The organism is Dryocola clanedunensis subsp. sulfonylureivorans (assembly GCF_016756775.1).
Taxonomy (GTDB): domain Bacteria; phylum Pseudomonadota; class Gammaproteobacteria; order Enterobacterales; family Enterobacteriaceae; genus Dryocola; species Dryocola clanedunensis.
Map to the genome: position 1 here is coordinate 111,382 of NZ_JAERMU010000009.1, position 22,659 is coordinate 134,040.

General features: G+C 55.7%; 21 protein-coding genes. 11 read left to right on the forward strand and 10 right to left on the reverse strand.

Annotated features, from left to right (window positions below; translation table 11 throughout):
• Positions 1-10 precede the first annotated feature (10 nt).
• The 8 genes from speF to kdpF form a co-directional block, all read right to left on the reverse strand.
• On the reverse strand, positions 11-2,170 hold the full coding sequence (gene speF / locus HYQ67_RS11340; protein ID WP_202303795.1) for an ornithine decarboxylase SpeF: 2,160 nt from the start codon (positions 2,168-2,170) through the stop codon (positions 11-13).
• A gap of 275 nt (positions 2,171-2,445) precedes the next feature.
• Positions 2,446-2,550: a leader peptide SpeFL gene (gene speFL, locus HYQ67_RS11345; protein WP_202303796.1), complete on the reverse strand. Its 105-nt coding sequence runs from the start codon at positions 2,548-2,550 to the stop codon at positions 2,446-2,448.
• Between the two features lie 226 nt (positions 2,551-2,776).
• Entirely contained in the window at positions 2,777-3,454 is a 678-nt protein-coding gene (gene kdpE / locus HYQ67_RS11350) for a two-component system response regulator KdpE (protein WP_202303797.1), read from the reverse strand.
• On the reverse strand, positions 3,451-6,138 hold the full coding sequence (kdpD, locus tag HYQ67_RS11355; protein WP_202303798.1) for a two-component system sensor histidine kinase KdpD: 2,688 nt from the start codon (positions 6,136-6,138) through the stop codon (positions 3,451-3,453). The genes kdpE and kdpD overlap by 4 nt, the downstream gene beginning before the upstream one ends.
• Before the next feature lie 10 nt (positions 6,139-6,148).
• A complete protein-coding gene (kdpC, locus tag HYQ67_RS11360) occupies positions 6,149-6,724 on the reverse strand; it encodes a potassium-transporting ATPase subunit KdpC (protein ID WP_202303799.1) in 576 nt (191 codons plus the stop codon).
• A 12-nt stretch (positions 6,725-6,736) separates the two neighbouring features.
• Entirely contained in the window at positions 6,737-8,785 is a 2,049-nt protein-coding gene (gene kdpB / locus HYQ67_RS11365) for a potassium-transporting ATPase subunit KdpB (RefSeq protein ID WP_202303800.1), read from the reverse strand.
• Positions 8,786-8,798: 13 nt separating this feature from the next.
• Positions 8,799-10,487 (reverse strand): potassium-transporting ATPase subunit KdpA, encoded by a 1,689-nt coding sequence (kdpA, locus tag HYQ67_RS11370; RefSeq protein WP_202303801.1) that lies wholly within the window; start codon positions 10,485-10,487, stop codon positions 8,799-8,801.
• Entirely contained in the window at positions 10,487-10,576 is a 90-nt protein-coding gene (gene kdpF, locus HYQ67_RS24210) for a K(+)-transporting ATPase subunit F (protein WP_139878070.1), read from the reverse strand. The genes kdpA and kdpF overlap by 1 nt, the downstream gene beginning before the upstream one ends.
• Before the next feature lie 310 nt (positions 10,577-10,886).
• Here kdpF and HYQ67_RS11380 point away from each other — a divergent pair, with 310 nt between their 5' ends.
• From HYQ67_RS11380 to nei, 7 genes are all read left to right on the forward strand, one after another.
• Positions 10,887-11,093: a YbfA family protein gene (locus HYQ67_RS11380; RefSeq protein WP_202303802.1), complete on the forward strand. Its 207-nt coding sequence runs from the start codon at positions 10,887-10,889 to the stop codon at positions 11,091-11,093.
• Between the two features lie 712 nt (positions 11,094-11,805).
• A complete protein-coding gene (locus tag HYQ67_RS11385) occupies positions 11,806-12,762 on the forward strand; it encodes a YbgA family protein (RefSeq protein ID WP_202303803.1) in 957 nt (318 codons plus the stop codon).
• A gap of 13 nt (positions 12,763-12,775) precedes the next feature.
• Positions 12,776-14,200: a deoxyribodipyrimidine photo-lyase gene (phrB, locus tag HYQ67_RS11390; RefSeq protein ID WP_202303804.1), complete on the forward strand. Its 1,425-nt coding sequence runs from the start codon at positions 12,776-12,778 to the stop codon at positions 14,198-14,200.
• A 1-nt stretch (position 14,201) separates the two neighbouring features.
• Positions 14,202-14,945, forward strand: coding sequence for a type 2 GTP cyclohydrolase I (locus HYQ67_RS11395; protein ID WP_202303805.1), 744 nt, complete (start codon positions 14,202-14,204; stop codon positions 14,943-14,945).
• A gap of 20 nt (positions 14,946-14,965) precedes the next feature.
• Positions 14,966-15,622, forward strand: coding sequence for a 5-oxoprolinase subunit PxpB (gene pxpB, locus HYQ67_RS11400; RefSeq protein ID WP_202303806.1), 657 nt, complete (start codon positions 14,966-14,968; stop codon positions 15,620-15,622).
• Complete coding sequence (pxpC, locus tag HYQ67_RS11405) at positions 15,616-16,548, forward strand: 5-oxoprolinase subunit PxpC (RefSeq protein ID WP_202303807.1); 933 nt, start codon at positions 15,616-15,618, stop codon at positions 16,546-16,548. Before pxpB ends, pxpC begins: the two co-directional genes overlap by 7 nt.
• A gap of 17 nt (positions 16,549-16,565) precedes the next feature.
• Complete coding sequence (gene nei, locus HYQ67_RS11410) at positions 16,566-17,357, forward strand: endonuclease VIII (RefSeq protein WP_202303808.1); 792 nt, start codon at positions 16,566-16,568, stop codon at positions 17,355-17,357.
• 48 nt (positions 17,358-17,405) lie between these two features.
• Here the strand turns inward: nei and gltA are convergent, their stop codons facing one another.
• Together gltA and HYQ67_RS24390 are read right to left on the reverse strand one after the other, a co-directional pair.
• Positions 17,406-18,692 (reverse strand): citrate synthase, encoded by a 1,287-nt coding sequence (gene gltA / locus HYQ67_RS11415; protein ID WP_202303809.1) that lies wholly within the window; start codon positions 18,690-18,692, stop codon positions 17,406-17,408.
• 204 nt (positions 18,693-18,896) lie between these two features.
• Complete coding sequence (locus HYQ67_RS24390; protein ID WP_431355437.1) at positions 18,897-19,055, reverse strand: hypothetical protein; 159 nt, start codon at positions 19,053-19,055, stop codon at positions 18,897-18,899.
• A 278-nt stretch (positions 19,056-19,333) separates the two neighbouring features.
• On the opposite strand from HYQ67_RS24390, the gene sdhC reads away from it, so the two are divergent.
• The 4 genes from sdhC to HYQ67_RS11435 are packed head-to-tail and all read left to right on the forward strand — an operon-like array spanning position 19,334 to position 22,577.
• Positions 19,334-19,738, forward strand: a complete 405-nt coding sequence (sdhC, locus tag HYQ67_RS11420; RefSeq protein ID WP_202303810.1) for a succinate dehydrogenase cytochrome b556 subunit — start codon at positions 19,334-19,336, stop codon at positions 19,736-19,738.
• Positions 19,732-20,079, forward strand: a complete 348-nt coding sequence (gene sdhD, locus HYQ67_RS11425; protein ID WP_202303811.1) for a succinate dehydrogenase membrane anchor subunit — start codon at positions 19,732-19,734, stop codon at positions 20,077-20,079. The genes sdhC and sdhD overlap by 7 nt, the downstream gene beginning before the upstream one ends.
• Positions 20,079-21,845 carry a succinate dehydrogenase flavoprotein subunit gene (gene sdhA, locus HYQ67_RS11430; RefSeq protein WP_202303812.1) on the forward strand — a complete coding sequence of 589 codons (1,767 nt, stop codon included), beginning with the start codon at positions 20,079-20,081 and terminating at the stop codon, positions 21,843-21,845. The genes sdhD and sdhA overlap by 1 nt, the downstream gene beginning before the upstream one ends.
• A gap of 15 nt (positions 21,846-21,860) precedes the next feature.
• Positions 21,861-22,577 (forward strand): succinate dehydrogenase iron-sulfur subunit, encoded by a 717-nt coding sequence (locus HYQ67_RS11435; RefSeq protein ID WP_202303813.1) that lies wholly within the window; start codon positions 21,861-21,863, stop codon positions 22,575-22,577.
• Positions 22,578-22,659 lie beyond the last annotated feature (82 nt).

Consider the following 22,659-nt stretch of genomic DNA (forward strand, 5'->3'; position numbering starts at 1 on the left):
TAGACGAGGATTAGCGCTTAAGCACGTAGCTCCAGACCTGTTTACGGCCGTCGCATTCGCGGATGTACACACCCTGTAATTCCGGAGCAAAGCCCGGCAGCTGATTGATGCCGTCTTCCAGCGCCTGGAAGTAACGCTGCACCGCGCCGCCCCAGATTTCGCCCGGGACCACGCACAGCACGCCCGGCGGGTAAGGAAGCGCACCTTCAGCCGCAATCCGGCCTTCCACTTCGCTCAGCGGCACCAGATCCACCTCACCACGAACAAAGGCGATGTTGGCCTGCTGGGCGTTCATCACCACGCGTGGGAAATGCGCCTGACGGAACATCTCTTTTTGCAGCTGTTTTACGTTATGGCTGGCATAAAGGTTGTGCATTTCCTGGCAGAGCTGACGCAGCGTGTAGCCTTCATAGCGCTGCTGATGCTGGCTATAGAATGATGGCAGAACGTCAGCGAGCGGCGCGTCGGTTTCCAGAAGCTGTTCAAAGCGCACCAGATGCGCCACCAGGTGCTGCATCTTGGCCATGTCTTCTGCCGGGGTCAGCAGGAAGAGGATGGAGTTCAGATCGCATTTTTCCGGGACGATGCTGTTCTCGCGCAGGTAGTTCGCCAGAATAGTCGCCGGTACGCCGAAGTCTTCGTATTCGCCGGTCTGCGCGTCGATGCCCGGAGTGGTGAGCAGCAGCTTGCAGGGATCGACAAAGTATTGATGCTCGGCGTAGCCTTCAAAGGTGTGCCAGCGTTCGCCAGGAATGAAATTGAAGAAGCGCAGATCGTTAGCAATTACCGGCGTGTCAAACGACTCCCACGGCTGGCCATCGACGGTAGCCGGAACGAACGGACGCAGATATTTGCAGTTTTTCAGCAGCAGCTTGCGGGTATCAATCCCGGTTTCAACGCAGCGCATCCACATGCGCTTACCGCTTTCCCCTTCATGCATACGGGCGTTGACGTCGAGCGCCGCAAACAGCGGATAGAACGGGCTGGTGGAGGCGTGCATCATAAAGGCATTGTTCATGCGCTTATGGTTAACGTAGCGGGCCTGGCCTTTGATATGGCTGTCTTTTTTATGGATTTGCGACGTCTGCGAGAAGCCTGCCTGCTGCTTATGCACGGACTGGGTGACGATAATCCCCGGATCGTTAGCCGTCAGCTCCAGCAGCAGCGGCGAACAGTCAGCCATCATTGGAATAAACTGCTCGTAGCCGACCCAGGCGGAATCAAACAGAATGTAGTCGCAAAGATGACCAATTTTATCCACCACCTGGCGGGCGTTATAGATGGTGCCGTCGTAGGTGCCGAGCTGGATAATCGCCAGGCGGAACGGGCGTTTTTCCCCGATACGGTTTGGGGCAACCTGCTCAATCTGCTCGCGTAAATAGCGCTCTTCGAAGCAGTGGGCGTCAATCCCGCCGATGAAGCCGTACGGGTTGCGGGCCGTCTCCAGATAAACCGGCGTGGCGCCTGCCTGAATTAACGCACCGTGGTGGTTTGATTTATGGTTGTTACGGTCAAACAGAACTAGATCCCCTGGAGTGAGCAGGGCGTTTAAAACGACTTTATTTGAGGACGACGTTCCGTTTAGCACGAAATAGGTTTTGTCGGCGTTAAAAACTTTTGCAGCATGCTGCTGCGCGGTGCTCGGCGCACCTTCATGAATAAGCAAATCACCCATTGAAACGTCGGCATTACATAAATCAGAGCGGAATAATGTTTCGCCAAAGTATTCAACGAACTGGTTGCCGGTTGGGTGCTGGCGGAAAAATTGTCCGCCCTGGTGTCCGGGACAATCGAAAGCGCTGTTTCCCTGGCCAACGTAATCTACCATCGCATCAAAAAATGGTGGCAGGAGGTTTTTTTCATATTTTACGGCAGCTGCTTCTAGCTGGCGGCCATAATAATCGGCCTGGGTTTCGCTTTTTTCGAAGACGCCGGTAATACGGGTTAAATACTCGGCCGGGATGATTTCATTTTCAAGCGTCGCAACAAAAATGGGTAAACCGAAGCCGGTCAGCTCCACTTCCTCAAGCATTCCGCTGTGCAGGTCTGGCACAGACAGCACGACAGCAGCAACATCGACAAAGTCGGTCGCCAGTAAATTAGCGACTTCGCGGGTAGTAGTAAAACAGTCAGGGCAGGTACGGTTTAACGCAATTTTTAAAGATTTCATGGCGTAGCCTATATTTCAGATAGCACTTCTCTTCAGCATTCAAAATATATGAAAACTGTTTATGGTTGGAAAAATGACAACGCGGTTCCGATGGTCATTAATAATGATCGTGGCGATTGTCTTTTTTAGATAATAAAAAACCGTCGGTCCAGCAACCGAAATTAATTGGTTTTAAATTATTGCGGACAGCGTCGGGCGCAGGTAAATAACTAAACCTATAAAGAGTCAGGCAGGTAGATATAATTGCGCTAACGCGATGTCAGCTATCTGAGGGACTAGCGGGCGTTGAAGAAATGGAAGTCAAAGCAGCTTCGGTGGGTAACCATCATAATATGCGTCGTACGCCGGATATGCGGCATGACGCGATTGTTGTTTTCCATCAGGGTTTTTCCTTTTATGTAAAGGTGACGCCATTTTATCTGGCGGCAACCCTTTAACTGTGATGGAAATCACGAAATTTTGCGGGATTCAGAAATAAATAGTCATTTAGCATGCATAGCTTAGTGAATAAATTTGCATACCTGACAATTGTTGGTGGATTTGTGTGGCGGTTGTTAAATGTTCTGGATAAACACTCTACCGACTTGTTATTTCGGCAGATCGTCGTCAAAGCATAAAGCGGTAGCCGATGCCCGTTTCGGTTAACAGGTGGGTAGGACGAGCGGGATCGTTTTCCAGCTTCTGGCGCAGGTGGCCCATATAGATACGCAGGTAGTGGCTGTGCTCAACCGCGTTCGGCCCCCATACCTGGTTAAGCAGCTGGCGCTGGGTCAGCACTTTGCCGTGATTATTCAGCAGCACCGCCAGCAGGCGAAACTCGATGGGGGTGAGGTGAATCTCTTCGCCGCCACGGGTAATGCGCCGGGCGGCCAGGTCCACGGTAATGGTCGAAAACTGATAAACCGGATCGGGCTGGGCGAGGCTGGCATGACGACGCAGCGCCACGCGCAGGCGGGCCTGAAGCTCGCCGATGCCGAAGGGCTTACTCAGGAAATCGTCGGCCCCCGCGTCCAGGGCGGCAATTTTGTCCGCCTCGTCGCTGCGGGCAGAAAGCACGATGACCGGCGTCTGGCTCCACTGGCGGAAATCGCGGATAAAATCAATGCCGTCGCCGTCCGGCAGCCCCAGGTCGAGGATCACCAGGTCGGGCTTGCGGGTCGCGGCTTCCAGCAGCCCGCGCTGCAACGTCTCTGCGTCGTAGACGCGCAGCGACTCGCCTTCCAGCGCGGTGCGCAGAAAGCGGCGGATCTCTTTTTCATCTTCAACAATCAGTACGGTTATCACAGCGCCTCGTTAAATTCTTCCAGCTCGGGTGGCGGAGGAAGAGGGAGCAGCACGTGGAAACTGGCTCCGCCTTCAGGGCGGTTTACGGCATAGATTTCCCCGCCGTGAACCTCGACAATCGCCTGGCAGATAGCCAGCCCCAGCCCTACGCCGGGGATTGCAGATTCTTTAGTGCCCCGGGCGAATTTAGCAAAGATAGACTGCTCCTGGCCAGCCGGAATACCTGGGCCGCTGTCCCAGACCTCCAGATCCAGCCGGTCGCTGCTTTCCCGCGCGCGGATGCCGATGTCGGCTTTATGCCCGGCATACTTCACCGCATTCTCGAGCAGATTGATCAGCACGCGCTCAAACAGCGGCCCGTCTACGTGGATCAGCATCAGCGGATCCGGCAGCGACAGCCTGATTTGCTGTCCTCCCAAACCCGGCTCAAGCATCTTCAGCGCGCTGCCGACAACTTCCTCCAGCGTCAGCCACTCTTTGCGCAGGCGGAAGCCGCCGGACTGGATGCGGGCCATATCCAGCAGGTTATTAACCAGCCGGGTCGTGTTCAGGACGTGCTGGCGGATCTCGTTGGCCTGGGGCGCATGCTTTGAACCTTCCGATGCCAGATCGAGCGTTAAAATTTCGGCCTGCCCAAACAGCACGGTGAGCGGGGTACGCAGGTCGTGAGAAAGCGCCGCCAGCAGCGAGTTGCGCAGCTGTTCGTGTTCGCTGGATAAGCGGGCCTGCTCTTCACTTGCGGTAAGCTGTAGCCGCTCCAGCGCGGTTGCCACCAGCAGCGTGAAGGTTTCCAGCAGGCGCTGCTGTTCCGGGATCATCAGCTGGCGGAGGTTGTTTGGCTCAACCACCAGCAGCCCCAGCGTTTTTTCCGGCGTGCGCAACGGCAGAATTTGATAAGGCACGCCGGGCAGGGTATCCGTCCCGGCCCCGGCCGGCTGGCCTTTATCAAAGCTCCAGCGGGCAATGGCCTCGTCCCAGTTGGCAGGCTCCCCCTGCGGGCTGACGAGATGCAGCATGCCCTGGCCGTCCGGCAGCAGCAGCTGGCTGCGGGCGTGGAAGCTGTTATTAATAAAGAGCTCGCTGGTGGCGGCTATGGCCTGCGGCGTTCTTTCTGCCGCCAGGGCTTTCGACATTTCGTACAGGTGGCGGGTGCGCTGCTCGCGGTAGCGGGCAATGCGCGCCTGGTAGCGAACCCCAGCGGTCAGATTGCCGATGATCAGCCCAACGCTGAGCATGACGGCGAACGTCAGAACGTACTGCACGTCGGAGACGGCAAGCGTGCCGCGCGGGTTAATAAAGAACAGATCAAAGCTGACGACGTTAATCACCGTTGCCAGCACCGACGGCCAGCGCCCGTAAAACAGGGCCACGACCACGACGCCCAGCAGGTAAATCATCACAAGGTTTGCCGCATCGAAGGCAACAAGCCACTGGTTCGCTATAAAAGTTATTACTGCGCAGAGCAGAACCGCGAGCGCGCAGCCGCGAAGCTGGACACGCCATTTTTCGGACATGCTACGTGTATCAGGCGCGCGCGGAGCGGCTGGCGCGGGTTTGTCATCCAGGGCAACAATCACCAGATCGAGATCCGGGGCGCGGTTCGCGAGCTTATCGGCAAAGGATTTACGGCCCCATCCCCGGCGATTGGCCCGGCGGCCAATCACGATTTTTCCCAAGTTATGCTCGCGGGCGTAGCGCAGCACGGCCTTTTCTTCTGACGGATCGGCGAGGGTGGCGGTTTCAGCCCCCAGCTCCTGAGCCAGACGTAGCGCGCTGAGAATTGCCCTGCGCTGATGTTCCGGTAGCTGGTGGAGCTGCGGCGTTTCCACATAGACGGCGTGCCACACGCTGCCGAGCTTCGCCGCCAGACGCGCCGCCGTTCGCACCAGCTTTTCATTGCCGGAGCTATGGCCGATGCACAGCAAAATTGCGTCCCTGGTGTGCCAGACTTTTTCCTCGCCCTGATTATCCCGCCAGGCGCGCATCTGATCGTCTACGCGGTCAGCCGTGCGGCGCAGAGCAAGTTCGCGCAGGGCAATCAGATTCCCTTTGCGGAAGAAGTGTTCGATGGCGCGTTCAGCCTGTCCGGCGATATACACCTTGCCTTCGTTCAGGCGCTGGCGCAGGTCGTCCGGAGGCAGGTCGACCAGCACGATTTCATCGGCAGAATCAAAAATCGGATCGGGCACCGTTTCACGAACCTGGATGCCGGTCACGCCGCCGACGATATCGTTGAGGCTTTCAAGATGCTGCACGTTGACGGTGGTAAAGACGTCGATACCCGCGTCCAGCAGCTCTTCAACGTCCTGCCAGCGCTTCGGGTGGCGGGAGCCCGGCGCGTTGCTGTGCGCCAGTTCGTCCATCAGGATTAGGGCTGGATTACGGGCGAGGGCGGCATCAAGATCGAATTCCTGTACCACGCGGTCGCGGTGGCGAATACGTTTCGCGGGTAAAATGCTCAGCCCCGCTAACAGCGCAGCGGTCTCTTTACGGCCGTGGGTTTCTACCACGCCAGTCAATATATCCAGACCCTGCCCGCGCAGGCGCTGCGCCTCCTGAAGCATGGCGTAGGTTTTTCCGACGCCCGCACAGGCGCCGAAAAATACTTTCAGCTTGCCGCGCGGGTGGCGGCTCGCCTGCTGCAGCAGTTTGTCCGGGTCGGGGCGCAGCGGCTCCTCAGTCATGACTTTTCCTTTATGGTGCCTGGAGGGCGTCCAGCGCCAGGTTTAGGCGCAACACGTTGACCACCGGCTGGCCGATGTAATTGACCAGCGGTGAGGTGGTGTTCTCATCAATCAGCCTGGCAACCTGCTCTACGGGAAGATTGCGTGCTTTTGCCACGCGCTGAATCTGCCACGCTGTAGCCTGCGGGGAGAGCTGACCGTCCAGACCGCTGGCCGAGGCCGTCACCAGCTCAACCGGCACCGCCGGATCGGCCTGCGGATTGGCGGCGCGTAACGCAGCGACGCGTCCGGCGATCTGCTTATCCAGCTCGGGGTTACTGCCCGCCAGGTTGCTGCCGCCGGAGGCCATTGGATTATAAGGGCTTTCTGCGGTGGCAGAAGGACGGCCCTGAAAATATTTATCCCCGGTAAAGTTCTGCCCAATCAGGCCTGAACCGCGGACCACGCCGGTGTCGATAATCAGCGAGCCGTTCGCCTGCGCCGGGAACCACCACTGGCCAAGCAGCGTGGTCAGAAGGGGATACAGTCCGCCGGTGATGAGCGTCAGTAAAAGCAATAACAGTATAGCGGGACGAAAGATAGCCATTTGTTTTTCCTCTTAAACCAGACCGCAGGCGGTGAGCAGCAGGTCGATAACTTTGATGCCGATGAAGGGCACAATTAACCCCCCCAGGCCGTAGATCAGCAGATTGCGGCGCAGCATGGCGGCGGCGCTCAGCGGCTTGTAGCCGATGCCTTTCAGGGCCAGCGGGATCAGGCAGATAATGATCAGGGCGTTGAAAATCACCGCGCTCAGGATGGCCGAAGTCGGGGAGTGCAGATGCATGATGTTCAGCGCGTTGAGCTGCGGGTAGGTCGCCGCAAACGCAGCCGGAATAATGGCAAAGTACTTCGCCACGTCGTTGGCGATACTGAAAGTGGTGAGCGAGCCTCGGGTCATCAGCATCTGTTTGCCGATATGCACGACCTCAATAAGCTTGGTGGGGTTGGAGTCCAGATCCACCATGTTGCCCGCCTCTTTGGCGGCCTGGGTGCCAGAGTTCATGGCAACCGCAACGTCGGCCTGCGCCAGCGCTGGTGCGTCGTTGGTGCCGTCGCCGGTCATCGCCACCAGACGGCCTTCGGCCTGATACTGACGGATCAGCGCCAGCTTGGCCTCCGGCGTCGCTTCGGCCAGGAAGTCATCCACGCCAGCTTCGGCAGCAATGGCGGCGGCGGTCAGCCGGTTGTCACCGGTGATCATCACCGTTTTGATCCCCATCTGACGCAGCTGGGCAAAACGTTCTTTAATGCCGCCTTTAACGATATCTTTCAGGGCTATTACGCCCATCACGTTCGCACCTTCGGCGACAACAAGCGGCGTCCCGCCCACGCGGGCGACATCTTCCACCAGCTTATCAACCTGCGGCGGGAAGTGGCCGCCGTTGGCCTCGACGTGGCGGCGAATCGCGTCAACCGAACCCTTACGGATCATTCGATCCTGAATGTTGATGCCGCTCATCCGGGTTTGCGCCGTGAAGGGAACAAAGGTTGCGTGCAGATTCTGGACGTCGCGCTCGCGCAGGTTAAAGCGCTGCTTCGCCAGAATTACGATGCTGCGGCCTTCTGGCGTTTCATCGGCCAGAGAGGAGAGCTGAGCGGCGTCGGCCAGCGCTTTTTCCTCAATGCCCGGAGCCGGAAGAAAGTCCGTTGCCTGGCGGTTGCCCAGCGTAATCGTCCCCGTTTTGTCCAGCAGCAGAACATCCACGTCGCCTGCTGCTTCCACCGCGCGTCCGCTGGTGGCGATAACATTCGCGCCGAGCATGCGGCTCATTCCCGCCACGCCAATGGCGGAAAGCAGGCCGCCGATGGTTGTTGGGATCAGGCAAACCAGCAGCGCTACCAGCACGGTGACGCTCACCGCCGTCCCGCCGTACTGCGAGAAAGGATAAAGCGTTGCGGTTGCCAGCAGGAAGACGATGGTCAGCGCGACCAGCAGAATTGTCAGCGCGATCTCGTTTGGCGTTTTCCGGCGCTGGGCGCTTTCTACCATCGCAATCATGCGGTCGAGGAAGGTTTCGCCCGGGTTAACGCTGCACTGAATTACCAGCCAGTCAGACAGAATGCGTGTACCGCCCGTGACTGAGGCGAAGTCACCGCCGGATTCACGAATAACGGGAGCGGACTCGCCGGTAATAGCGCTTTCATCCACCGACGCGCCGCCTTCCAGCACTTCGCCGTCGCAGGGGATAATATCGCCCGCTTCCACCAGCACGATGTCGCCTTTGCGCAGGTCGGCGGCCGGAACGCGGTCCATCTGGGCGTCATGCTTAGGCGCACGAAGTTTACGTGCCCAGCTCTCTTTTTTAACCCCCTTCAGGCTGTTGGCCTGGGCTTTACTGCGCCCCTCGGCCAGCGCTTCGGCAAAGTTTGCGAACAGCACGGTAAACCACAGCCAAAGGCTGATAGCTGCGGTAAAAAGTGCATTGCCCGGTAGCCTGCCTGCATACATAGCGATAGCCAGTGCGGTGGTGATAACGCTGCCAATCCAGACGATAAACATCACCGGATTGCGCCACTGGACGGCGGGGGAGAGCTTTTTGAAAGAATCAATCAGCGCCTGACGAATAAGCGCAGGTTCAAACAGCGCCTGTTGCTTGCGACTCATGGAAGCCTCGTAATCACAAATGCACTAAGGAAAGATGTTCCGCGACCGGGCCTAAGGCGAGGGCGGGAATAAAGGTCAGCGCGCCAACCAGCAGCACGGTGCCAATCAGTAAACCGATAAACAGCGGGCCGTGCGTGGGCAGCGTGCCGACGCCTGCGGACTGGGCTTTTTTCGTCACCAGCGTGCCGGCAATAGCCATCACCGGAACGATCACCGCAAAACGCCCAAACCACATGCAGACGGCCAGCAATACGTTCCAGAACGGGGTGTTTGCGCTCAGGCCTGCGAAGGCGCTGCCGTTGTTATTGGCGGCGGATGAGACGGCATAAAGCACTTCGCTGAAGCCGTGAATGCCGGGATTCAGCATGCCCGCACGTCCCGCATCGGTCATCATCGCTAAGGCCGTGCCGAGCAGCACCAGGGCAGGGGTGACCAGAATGGCCAGCGCGGTCATTTTCATCTCCGCAACGTCGATTTTTTTGCCGAGATACTCAGGCGTGCGCCCAATCATCAAACCGGCAATAAAGACCGTCAGCAAAACGAACAGCAACATGCCGTACAGGCCAGATCCCACACCGCCGAACACCACCTCACCAATCTGCATCAGCCACATTGGGATCATGCCGCCGAGTGCGGTGAAAGAGTCATGCATGGCGTTGACCGCTCCGCAGGAAGCGGCGGTAGTAATCACCGAGAACAGGCTGCTGACCAGGATGCCAAAGCGGCTCTCTTTGCCTTCCATGTTGAGGTTGCTGTTTGCGCCCAGCGCGGTGAAGTGCAGGTTACCGCTTGTTTCGGCCCACATTACAACCGCCACGCAGATAACAAAGATGATCCCCATTGCCCACAAAATCGCACGGCCCTGGCGCTTATCGCCTACAGCCTCACCAAAGGCAAAGCACAGCGCGGTAGGTATCAGGAAGATCGCCAGCATCTGCACGAAGTTGGTCAGCGCGGTTGGGTTTTCAAACGGATGGGAGGAGTTGGCATTGAAGTAGCCACCGCCGTTGGTGCCGAGCATCTTGATCGCTTCCTGCGAGGCAACCGGGCCCATCGGCAGCACCTGATGCACGCCTTCTACCGTCGTAAATGGCAGATAGTCCGACAGGTTTTGCAGCGTCCCCTGGCTGATAAAGAACAGGGCAATCAGCAATGAAATTGGCAGCAGGACATACAGCGTGATGCGCGTTAAATCTACCCAGGCGTTACCGAGCGTGGTCATTGAATGGCGGGCAAAAGCGCGGATCAGGGCAAAAACCACCGCGATGCCGGTGGCGGCAGACAGGAAGTTCTGTACCGTCAGTCCAACCATCTGGCTGAAGTAGCTCAGCGTCGTTTCACCGCTGTAGGACTGCCAGTTGGTGTTAGAGACAAAGCTCACGGCGGTGTTCAGCGCCAGGTGCCAGGAGAGGCCCGGCAGCCGCTGAGGGTTAAGCGGTAAATGCCCCTGCATCAGCAAAATTACGAACAGGAGCACGACACCAAAGGCATTAAATGACAGGATCGCCAGCAGATAGCGTTTCCAGCCCATCTCTTCGGTACTGCTTCTGCCCAGCGCTCCCCACAAGAGGGGCTCCATCCGGCCAACAAACGGTATGGCTTCACCTTCAATCAGGCGAGCAAGCAGCGTGCCCAGCGGTTTGGCCAGAATAAACAGGATGAGTAAATAACTGGCGATCAGTAAAAATCCAGAGGCAGCCATCAGAACGCCTCCGCATTAATCAGGGCGTAAATCAGGTAGCCCAACAGTACAAACACCAGCACCACGCCAGCAATCAGTCCTGCACTCACAATCCACCTCCAGAGGCGTTAACGATGTGCAGGCAGAGTAAGAATTCGGGTGCAAAGATGTCGTAAAAGTCACGTGGCAGGGTGTAAAAAAAGTATAAAAATGGCAAAGACCATAATTTAACTAATGATTAGTATTTATTTAACTATTGTGTAACTAAATTACGGGCTTAATGTAAATCTCAGCTAAACGAGGCAAATTTAGTGGTCGGATGAGTAGTAAACTTTCAGGCAATGCGATACTATTTTAGCCAGATAACAAGTTCTGAATTCCCGACTTAAGCTGTCGGTCACAAAATAAAGGGAGAAGCCTATGTCTTTATATAAAGAATATCCTGCGCATCAGGTCATCCTGCGTCGCACCTTCGCGGTTGTTGCCGGCGTGCTTGCGCTGCCGGTGATGCTGTTCTGGAAAGACCGCGCACGCTTTTACAGCTATCTGCATCGCGTCTGGTCTAAAACCAGCGATAAGCCGGTATGGATGGCCCAGGCTGAAGCCGCCTCTGGCGATTTCTACTGAGTGCAGAAGACATAAAAAAACCGCCGTGAAGGCGGTTTTTTTATGTCGGTTGGATTCGCGGTCCTCGCGACCTTTGCTGCATTACGCAGGCGCTGTCAAGCAGAGTGATTTTCATACTATTTGTGCGAGCTGTCAAACAACTGCTTTAAAAAATTCGGGATAGGGGAATCAGTATTGTCTCCATCTTTGTAATCGCTATGATGGTCCCGGCCCTTTTCGCCATCTCGCAAATGGGCGCCGGCTTCAGGAAAGGATTACCAATGGCCGTACACGCAGGCGCTGTCAAGCGCTTGTATTCACCGTGTTATCGCCGGTGGTAGCGTGGTGAAGCGGTCTTAGTGCAGGGACCGCATGATGAGACAGTACTGTATTGTTCTCGTTATTACCGGCATGCTGATGGTTTCCGGGAAAGAGGGCGTGAACGTTTCAGGCAACTCAATCTCATTGACCATTAACGCGCTGGTCAAGTGAAGCGAAGGCTACCTTTCGGGGTAGCCTTTTATTGCTGACAAAGAAGGAAAAAGCGTGGTTTTTCCTTCTTTGTGGTAAGCAGGCGAAAATCAATGAATTGATTTTCCTTGTTATTTATCCGGTGAGATCTTTGCGAAATTTGTTCGCTGTAAGTTTGTCATCGGTCGAAGGCTACCTTTCGGGGTAGCCTTTTTTGTTATGGCGACTTGCTACACTTAATGATTATCAGCGAGGAGCACCTATGAGCGACAACATTCCAATTGGCATCAGCGCCTGTTTACTCGGCGAAAACGTACGCTTTGACGGTGGGCATAAAAAACTGGCGTTTGCGGTGAATGAACTCGCCCCTTGGGTGCGGTTTGAACCCATCTGCCCAGAGATGGCAATCGGCTTGCCGACTCCGCGCCCCGCGCTGCGTCTGGTAAAAAGGGACGACGGCGAAATGGCCCTGCGCTTTAGCAACCACGCGGAAGGGGATTTAACCGAGCCCATGCAGCAGTTTTCGCAAAAGCGAATTGCAGGGCTGGAGCATCTATGCGGCTACATTGTCTGCGCGAAATCGCCGAGCTGCGGCATGGAGCGCGTACGGGTTTATGAGACAGAAGGGAACAACAATCGTAAAAGCGGCACGGGGATATTCACCACCGAGCTGAAACGGCAAATGCCCTGGCTACCGGTCGAAGAAGACGGACGTCTGCACGATCCCGCTATTCGCGAGAATTTTGTCGAGCGGATTTATACCCTCTTCGAACTGAATAACCTGCGCAAAGCGGGCCTCTCCCGTGGCGGACTGATTGCCTTCCATAGCCGTTACAAGCTGCTTTTGCTTGCTCACTCTCAGCCGCGCTACCGCGAACTGGGACGCTTCGTGGCGGCTATTGAAACCTGGGACTCACTGGAAGCATTTTTTGTGGAATATCGGGCGCGGTTAATGTCGCTGCTCGAGCATCAGGCCACGCGCCGTAATCACACCAACGTCTTGATGCATGTTCAGGGCTATTTCCGTCGCCAGCTGAACACGCGTCAGCGTCAGGAACTGTCGGGGCTTATCAATCGCTATCGCCAGGGGACGCAACCCCTGCTGGCCCCGGTGACCCTGTTAAAACATTATTTGTCAGAATATCCTGATAACTATCTGGCGGAGCAGCGCTATTTTGAACCGTACCCGGAAGCTTTACGTCTGCGCTACGGCAATTAATTCAGGGAGTTGTATGGCCACCCATCTGGTCTGGTTTCGCAATGATTTACGTATTACTGATAACCTTGCGCTGGCGGCGGCATGCCGCGATCCTGACGCAAGAGTCGTGGGCCTGTTTATCGCCACGCCGGAGCAATGGCGGCAGCACAGCATGTCGCCGCGGCAGGCTGAATTTCTCTGGCTTCATCTTATTGAACTTCAGGCCTCGCTGGCCGGGCGCGGGATTAAACTGCATGTGAAGGAGGCTGACGATTTCGCCGCCTCCACCGAGTGCGTTAAACAGCTTTGCATCAGTGAACATGTCGACGCGCTTTTTTATAACTATCAGTACGAACTCAACGAACGGGAGCGCGATGCCGTAGTAGAACGCATTGTCGGACATGAGGTGACCTGCCAGGGCTTTGACGACAGCGTGCTTCTGGCTCCGGGCAGCGTGACCACCGGCAATCATGAAATGTACAAAGTGTTCACGCCGTTCAGTAAGGCATTTATACGGCGGCTGCACGAAGGGCTTCCTGAGTGTGTTAGCGCGCCGCTATCGCGGGGTGAACCATTATCGGTTCCCGATCTCACCCCTTTTAATTACCCACGTGAAACAGTCGATGCTGCTTTATTCCCGACAGGAGAAAAGGCGGCTATTGCCCAGCTGCGAAAATTTAGCCAGGCCCCGGCCGCAGAGTATCCTGAACAGCGTGATTATCCCGCCGTTGAAGGCACCAGCCGCCTGTCGCCCTATCTGACTCTGGGCGTTATTTCTCCACGCCAGTGCCTGCATCGCCTGCTGAAAGAGCACCCACAGGCGCTTGAAGGCGGAGCCGGATCGACATGGCTCAATGAGCTTATCTGGCGGGAGTTTTACCGCCATCTGCTGGTGGCCTGGCCGAAGCTCTGCCGCTATCAGCCGTTTATCTCATGGACAGAGAAGGTGCGCTGGCAGCAGGATAAGCAGCGTTTAACCGCCTGGCAGCAGGGAAAAACCGGCTATCCGATAGTGGATGCAGCCATGCGCCAGCTTAATACCACGGGCTGGATGCATAACCGTCTGCGTATGGTGGTTGCCAGCTTTCTCGTCAAAGATCTGCTGATCGACTGGCGAGCAGGGGAGCGCTATTTTATGTCGCAGCTCATTGATGGCGACCTCGCCGCAAACAACGGGGGCTGGCAGTGGGCTGCCTCCACCGGCACTGATGCAGCACCTTATTTTCGTATTTTCAATCCCACCACTCAAGGGGAACGTTTCGACGCTAAAGGGGCGTTTATTCGCCGCTGGCTGCCGGAGCTGACAGCGGTGCCGGATAAGTTTATCCATAATCCGTTTATTTTTGCGGATAAACAGCAACTTACGCTGGACTATCCGCGGCCGATTGTTGACCATAAGCCAGCACGTATCGCGACACTGGCCGCCTATGAAGCGGCCCGAAAACCGGAAGATAAATAAGATGAAAAATAGCGAACTGGAACGCCTGATTAACGAAAAACTTAACAGCGCGGCCATCAGCGACTATGCGCCAAACGGCCTGCAGGTCGAGGGGCGCGAAGAGATCCGTAAAATTGTTACCGGTGTTACCGCAAGCCAGGCGCTGCTGGATGAAGCCGTCCGTCAGAATGCCGACGCGGTGATTGTGCATCATGGCTACTTCTGGAAGGGGGAATCCCCGGTGATTCGCGGCATGAAGCGTCATCGTCTGAAGACATTGCTCGCCAACGACATCAACCTCTATGGCTGGCATTTGCCGCTGGACGCGCATCCGCAGCTGGGGAACAACGCCCAGCTGGGTTCACTTTTGGGGATTGAAACGAAAGGTGAAATCGAGGCGCTGGTGCCATGGGGTGAGTTTCCTTCCTCACTTTCGGGCGTGGAGCTGGCTTCCTGGATAGAACTGCGTCTTGGACGCACCCCGCTCTGGTGTGGTGATACCGGCCCGGAGCAGATTCGTCGGGTAGCCTGGTGTACCGGCGGGGGGCAAAGCTTTATCGACAGCGCGGCCCGTTTCGGCGTGGATGCATTTATTACCGGGGAGGTTTCCGAGCAAACCATTCATTCCGCACGTGAACAGGGCCTGCATTTTTACGCGGCGGGGCACCATGCCACCGAACGCGGCGGCATCCAGGCGCTGAGCGACTGGCTGAACAGCGAAACGGATCTGGACGTGACCTTTATTGATATTCCGAACCCGGCTTAAGACGGTTTTCAGGAGGATAAGTGCAAAGAGCTCGATGTTATTTATTAGGTGAGAGCGCGGTGGTTCTGGAGCTGGAACCGCCGGTTTCCCTCGAAAGTCAGCAGCGCATCTGGGGATTGACCCGCAGGCTCGAAGCGTCGGATGCGATACGGGAAGTGATCCCGGGTATGAATAACATCACGGTAATCTTACGCGATCCGCAAAGCCTTGCAATCGATGGCATTGAGCGGATCCAGCGCTGGTGGGAAGAGAGCGAAGCGATAATCCCTGAATCGCGCCGGGTCGACATTCCGGTGATATACGGCGGGGACTTCGGGCCGGATCTTTGCGTGGTTGCGGAACATAACGACCTGACGATTAGCCAGGTGGTCGAGCAGCACGCCAGCGCGGAATACATCGTCTATTTTCTGGGCTTCCAGCCAGGTTTTGCCTACCTTGGCGGGCTTGCGCCAGCGTTATATACCCCGCGTCGCGCCGAGCCTCGCCTGCTGGTGCCTGCTGGATCTGTCGGTATTGGCGGTAGCCAGACGGGGATTTACCCGCTGGCAACGCCAGGCGGCTGGCAGATTATTGGCCAGACGTCAGTGAAATTATTTAACCCGACATCTGAACCACCAACGTTGTTGGCGCCGGGCGATACCGTGCGCTTTGTGCCTCAGAAGGAGGGCGTGTGCTAAAAATAATTCGGGCCGGGATGCACACCACCGTGCAGGATAGCGGTCGTTTTGGCTATCGCCAGCTGGGCGTCAGCCGCTGTGGCGCGCTGGATGGCCCGGCGCTACGCATCGCCAATTTATTGGTTGGCAACGAACCGGGCAGCGCCGCGCTGGAAATCACTCTGGGCCAGTTTACGGTGGAGTTCACCGAAGACGGCTGGTTTGCGTTAACCGGTGCGGGCTGCCACGCCGAGCTGGATGGCAAAGCCGTATGGACAGGCTGGCGTCTGCCGGTAAAAGCCGGGCAGCAGCTGCATCTGAAGTCCCCGGAGCGCGGCATGCGCAGCTATCTGGCGGTGGCCGGTGGGCTGGATGTTCCGTTGCTGATGGGGTCGGCAAGTACCGACCTGAAAGCGCAGGTTGGCGGGTTTGAGGGGCGTTTATTGAAGGAGGGGGATGTTATCCCCGCTCACCCTTCGAAGCGGCATTTCCGTGAGGCTCGTGGTATTAAACAGCTGCAGTGGGGCAACCGCATACGTGCGCTTCCGGGGCCGGAATATCATGAGTTCAGCCAGACGGCGCAGGACAGTTTCTGGCGTCTTCCCTGGCAGCTAAGCCCGCAGAGTAACCGTATGGGCTACCGCTTCATGGGGCAGCGGCTGGAGCGGAACACTGACCGGGAGCTGTTATCTCACGGGCTGCTGCCGGGCGTAGTCCAGGTTCCCCACAACGGCCAGCCAATCGTATTGCTGAACGATGCCCAGACAACCGGTGGCTATCCACGGATCGCCTGCGTTATCGAGGCCGATATGTTCCACCTGGCGCAAATCCGCCTGGGCGAGCCGATCCATTTTGTGCAGTGCACGATTGAAGAGGCGCTGAAGGCACGACGCGACGGGCTGCTTTACCTTGAACAGCTCGCCTGGCGGCTGAACGACGGCGACTAATTCAGCAAGGAGAGAGCATGCCTGAAGGGCCGGAAATAAGACGAGCGGCGGACAAGCTCGAGGCCGCCGTTCTTAATAAGCCGCTCACCGATGTCTGGTTCGCGTTCCCGGCGTTAAAAACGTTCGAGCAGCGGCTAATTGGCGAAACAATCGAGCGAATTGAAACGCGCGGGAAAGCATTACTGACGCGCTTCTCCAATGGCAAGACGCTCTACAGCCACAATCAGCTTTACGGAGTGTGGCGCGTGGTGGAGGCCGGTGAGGTTCCGCAAACGAAACGTGTTTTGCGTGTGAAATTGCAGACGGCGGATAAGGCAATTTTGCTCTACAGCGCCTCGGAAATCCTCCTGCTGGACGATGACGAGCTGGCAAAGCACCCGTTTTTACTGCGGGTGGGGCCGGACGTGCTGGACCTCACTCTGACGGTAGACGAGGTAAAAGAGCGGCTGCTGTCGACGAGATTTCGCCGGCGGCAGTTCAGCGGGCTGCTGCTCGATCAGGCGTTTCTTGCGGGTTTGGGAAACTATCTGCGGGTGGAAATACTCTGGCACGCCGGGCTGAGCGCGAATCATCGGGCGCACGATTTAACCCCGGAGGAGCTGGAAAGGCTGGCCAAAGCGCTGCTGGATATTCCTCGTCTTTCGTATAACACTCGGGGCAGCGTGGATGAAAACAAGCACCACGGTTCGATTTTCAGCTTTAAAGTTTTCCACCGGGCAGGGGAGTTATGCGAGCGCTGTGGTGGGGTAATAGACAGGACAATGCTTTCATCGCGGCCATTCTACTGGTGCCCGCACTGTCAGAAATAGCCATAAAAAAACGCGCCCTTGAGCGCGTTTTTTTCGTTCAGTACGAGATTACTTTTTCAAATCAGACTGGAAATCACGCTTGTCGTAGCCGGTGTAAAGCTGGCGAGGACGGGCGATTTTGATGCCATCGTCGTGCATTTCGTTCCAGTGTGCAATCCAGCCCACGGTACGGGCCATAGCAAAGATCACCGTGAACATAGAAGACGGAATGCCCATCGCTTTCAGGATGATACCGGAGTAGAAGTCCACGTTAGGGTAGAGTTTCTTCTCGATAAAGTACGGGTCATTCAGCGCAATGTGCTCAAGCTCCATCGCCACTTCCAGCAGGCTGTTATCTTTCAGATTCAGCTCTTTCAGCACTTCATGGCAGGTTTCACGCATGACAGTGGCACGCGGGTCGTAGTTTTTGTAGACGCGGTGACCAAAGCCCATCAGGCGGAAAGAGTCGTTCTTGTCTTTCGCACGGCGGATGAATTCTGGAATGTGTTCAACGCTGCTGATCTCTTCGAGCATTTTCAGCGCGGCTTCGTTAGCACCGCCGTGCGCAGGTCCCCACAGGGAGGCGATACCGGCAGCGATACAGGCGAACGGGTTAGCCCCCGAAGAGCCTGCGGTACGAACTGTAGAGGTAGAAGCGTTCTGCTCGTGATCCGCATGCAGGATCAGAATACGGTCCATTGCACGTTCCAGAATCGGGTTCACCACGTACTCTTCACAAGGCGTGGAGAACATCATATTCAGGAAATTGCCGGAGTAGGAGAGATCGTTGCGCGGATAAACAAACGGCTGACCAATGGAATATTTGTAGCACATCGCTGCCATGGTCGGCATTTTGGACAGCAGACGGAACGCGGCAATCTCACGGTGGCGTGGATTATTCACGTCCATGGAGTCATGGTAAAACGCCGCCAGCGCGCCGGTCACACCACACATTACCGCCATCGGATGGGAGTCACGACGAAAACCGTGGAACAAACGGGTAATTTGTTCGTGGATCATGGTGTGGCGGGTAACGGTGGTTTTAAATTCTTCGTATTGTTCCTGGGTCGGCTTTTCACCGTTCAGCAGGATGTAGCAGACTTCAAGATAATTGGAGTGGGTTGCCAGCTGATCGATTGGGAAACCACGGTGAAGCAGGATACCTTCGTCACCATCAATAAAGGTGATTTTTGATTCACATGATGCGGTGGAGGTGAAACCCGGGTCAAAAGTAAACACACCTTTAGAACCAAGACTACGGATATCAATTACATCCTGACCGAGCGTGCCCTGTAGCACATCCAGTTCGATAGCATCTTCACCAGTGCTGGTGAGGGTTGCCTTTTTGTCAGCCATTTACGGTCTCCTTAGCGCCTATTTCATAAGACTGCCGGGGGCCTGATTTGCATTCAAACTCACTATGGTTGTTACCAGTTTTATATTTGGCTCGCAGCTCTGCTTTAGAGGAGTACTACCAGGGTACAGAGCGATGGGCGCTTGCAGGTAACTTAGCCACGCAGGCGAAAAACAACAAATCAGGGTGTTAGCAGTCCGTATCAGTCAAACCTGTGTACCACTAATAACTGTCCTGAATACTGGGGTCAATACCGACACACTGTTACATAACTTATTCTCAGGTGAAAGGCTGACCCCATAACTTTTGCGAATTATACGGCTTTTCCGGCCTTGTTTGTAACAATAATGTTTAACTTTTGTCAAATCAGATGATTAAAAATTAAAATAATGTTGTTATCGTGATGTGGGTCACTGTTCTGAGCAAAACCCTTCAAACTATATGTAGGATAATTGTAATGATTTTGTGAAGAGCCTATACTGCCGCCAGGTCTCCGGAATACCTTGCCACCGGGCGCCACCCAGCGTTGTAGCCAGCTTTTTGGCATCTGGATGTAGCTGTTTTTGCATGACGCACAGTTATAGAAAGTTCGCGCTGTCTGACCCCGCCTGCAGATCCGGAGGAAGGAAACAATAAGAACAGCATGTGGGCGCTATTCATGATAAAAAATGCGAAAAAACAACGACCTGTCAATCTGGATCTCTCTACGATCCGATTTCCCGTGACTGCAATCGCTTCCATCCTCCATCGTGTATCCGGCGTGATCACTTTTGTGGCTGTCGGCATCCTGCTTTGGGTACTTGGTCTGTCACTCTCTTCCCCGGAAGGTTTCCTCGTTGCCTCATCGATGATGAGCAGCTTCTTCGTTAAATTCATTATGTGGGGCATTCTGACCGCACTGGCCTATCACGTTGTTGTGGGTATCCGCCACATCATGATGGACACCGGTATGTTGGGAGAGACCTTCGAAGCGGGCAAACGATCCGCAATGATTTCTTTTGTTATCACCGTCGTGCTTTCACTTCTCGCAGGAGTCCTCGTATGGTAAGCAATGCCTCCGCATTAGGTCGCAATGGCGTGCATGACTTTTTGCTGGTTCGTGCCACCGCCATCGTCATCACCCTGTACATCCTCTATATGATCGGGTTCTTCGCCGTCACCGGCGAGCTAACCTACGAGGTCTGGAGTGGATTCTTCTCCTCCGCTTTCACCAAAGTCTTCACCCTGCTGACGCTGTTCTCTATTTTGATCCATGCCTGGATTGGCATGTGGCAGGTACTGACCGACTACGTTAAACCGGTAGCGATTCGTCTTGGGCTGCAACTGCTGATTGTTGTCGCGCTGCTGGTGTACGTCATTTATGGATTTGTTGTGGTGTGGGGTGTGTGATGAATTTACCAGTCAGAGAGTTTGATGCAGTTGTCATAGGTGCGGGTGGTGCAGGTATGCGCGCCGCGCTGCAAATTTCTCAGTCAGGCCAGACTTGCGCCTTACTGTCTAAAGTATTCCCGACCCGTTCTCATACTGTGTCTGCGCAAGGGGGTATCACCGTAGCATTAGGTAATACCCATGAAGACAACTGGGAATGGCATATGTACGACACGGTAAAAGGCTCCGATTACATCGGTGACCAGGACGCCATTGAATATATGTGTAAAACCGGCCCGGAAGCGATTCTGGAACTGGAGCATATGGGTCTGCCGTTTTCCCGTCTTGACGACGGGACTATTTATCAGCGTCCGTTTGGCGGCCAGTCGAAAAACTTCGGCGGCGAGCAGGCGGCACGTACAGCAGCAGCAGCAGACCGTACCGGTCACGCCTTGCTGCACACGCTGTATCAACAGAACCTGAAAAATAAAACCACGATTTTCTCCGAGTGGTACGCACTGGATCTGGTGAAGAATGACGATGGCGCAGTGGTCGGTTGTACTGCCCTGAGCATCGAAACAGGTGAAGTGGTTTACTTCAAAGCGAAAGCTACCGTGCTGGCAACGGGCGGCGCAGGCCGTATTTATCAGTCCACCACTAACGCCCATATTAATACCGGCGACGGCGTAGGCATGGCCCTGCGTGCAGGTGTGCCAGTGCAGGATATGGAAATGTGGCAGTTCCACCCAACCGGTATTGCCGGCGCGGGTGTGCTGGTAACGGAAGGCTGTCGAGGTGAAGGCGGTTATCTGCTGAATAAGCATGGCGAGCGCTTCATGGAGCGCTATGCGCCGAACGCCAAAGACCTGGCGGGTCGTGACGTGGTGGCGCGTTCCATCATGATCGAAATCCGTGAAGGCCGCGGCTGTGAAGGCCCATGGGGTCCACACGCCAAACTGAAGCTGGATCACCTGGGGAAAGAAGTGCTGGAATCCCGTCTGCCGGGTATCCTTGAACTGTCCCGCACCTTTGCACACGTCGACCCAATTAAAGAGCCAATCCCGGTTATTCCAACCTGCCACTATATGATGGGCGGTATTCCGACCAAAGTGACCGGCCAGGCACTGACCGTGAACGAACAGGGCGAAGACGTTGTGATCCCAGGCCTGTTCGCCGTGGGTGAAATCGCCTGTGTATCAGTACACGGTGCTAACCGCCTTGGTGGCAACTCGCTGCTGGACCTGGTGGTGTTTGGTCGCGCAGCTGGTCTGCATCTGCTGGAATCCATTGCCGAGCAAGGTGAGTTACGCGACGCTTCCGAAGAGCAAATTGATGCTGCGCTGGAACGTCTGAACCGCTGGAACGGTAATCGTGACGGTGAAGACCCGGTAGCGATTCGCAAAGCGCTTCAGGAATGTATGCAGCACAACTTCTCGGTCTTCCGTGAAGGTGATGCGATGGCCAAAGGGCTTGAGCAGCTCAAACAGATCCGCGAGCGTCTGAAAAATGCCCGCCTGGACGATACCTCAAGTGAATTCAACACCCAGCGCGTCGAGTGCCTGGAGCTGGATAACCTGATGGAAACCGCCTTCGCCACCGCCGTTTCCGCTAATTTCCGCACTGAAAGTCGCGGCGCGCATAGCCGTTTCGACTACCCGGAGCGTGACGATGCAAACTGGCTGTGCCACAGCCTGTATCTGCCAGAGTCGGAGAGCATGACCCGCCGTGAGGTGAACATGCAGCCGAAACTGCGTCCGGCCTTCCCACCAAAAGTGCGTACTTACTAATAGCGGAGCAAAGTGATGAAACTCGAATTCTCTATTTATCGCTACAACCCGGACGTTGACGATGCTCCGCGCATGCAGGAGTACACGCTGGAAGGGGAAGAAGGGCGCGACATGATGTTGCTCGACGCGCTCATTCAGCTGAAAGAAAAAGATCCTACGCTTGCGTTTCGCCGCTCGTGCCGTGAAGGGGTCTGTGGCTCCGACGGCGTGAACATGAACGGTAAAAACGGCCTGGCCTGTATTACCCCCATCTCCGCATTGGGCAACGGCAAGCAGAAGATTGTGATCCGTCCGCTGCCGGGTTTACCCGTCGTGCGCGATCTGGTGGTAGACATGGGGCAATTCTATGCTCAATATGAGAAGATTAAGCCTTACCTGTTGAATAATGGGCAAAATCCACCGGCTCGCGAGCATTTACAGTCGCCTGAGCAGCGTGAAAAACTGGATGGTCTGTACGAGTGCATTCTTTGCGCCTGTTGCTCAACATCCTGCCCGTCGTTCTGGTGGAACCCGGATAAGTTTATCGGGCCTGCAGGTCTGCTGGCGGCATACCGTTTCCTGATTGATAGCCGCGATACTGAAACAGCGGATCGTCTGGACGGCATGAGTGACGCTTTCAGCGTATTCCGCTGCCATAGCATCATGAACTGCGTCAGTGTATGTCCTAAGGGGCTGAACCCGACGAAAGCTATCGGCCATATCAAGTCGATGCTGCTGCAAAGAAGCGCTTAGTCAGAAAAGCATTGGCGGATGGCGCAGGTTTATCCGCCCTACGAAAAAGGTAGGGTGGATAAACGAAGAGCCATCCACCACT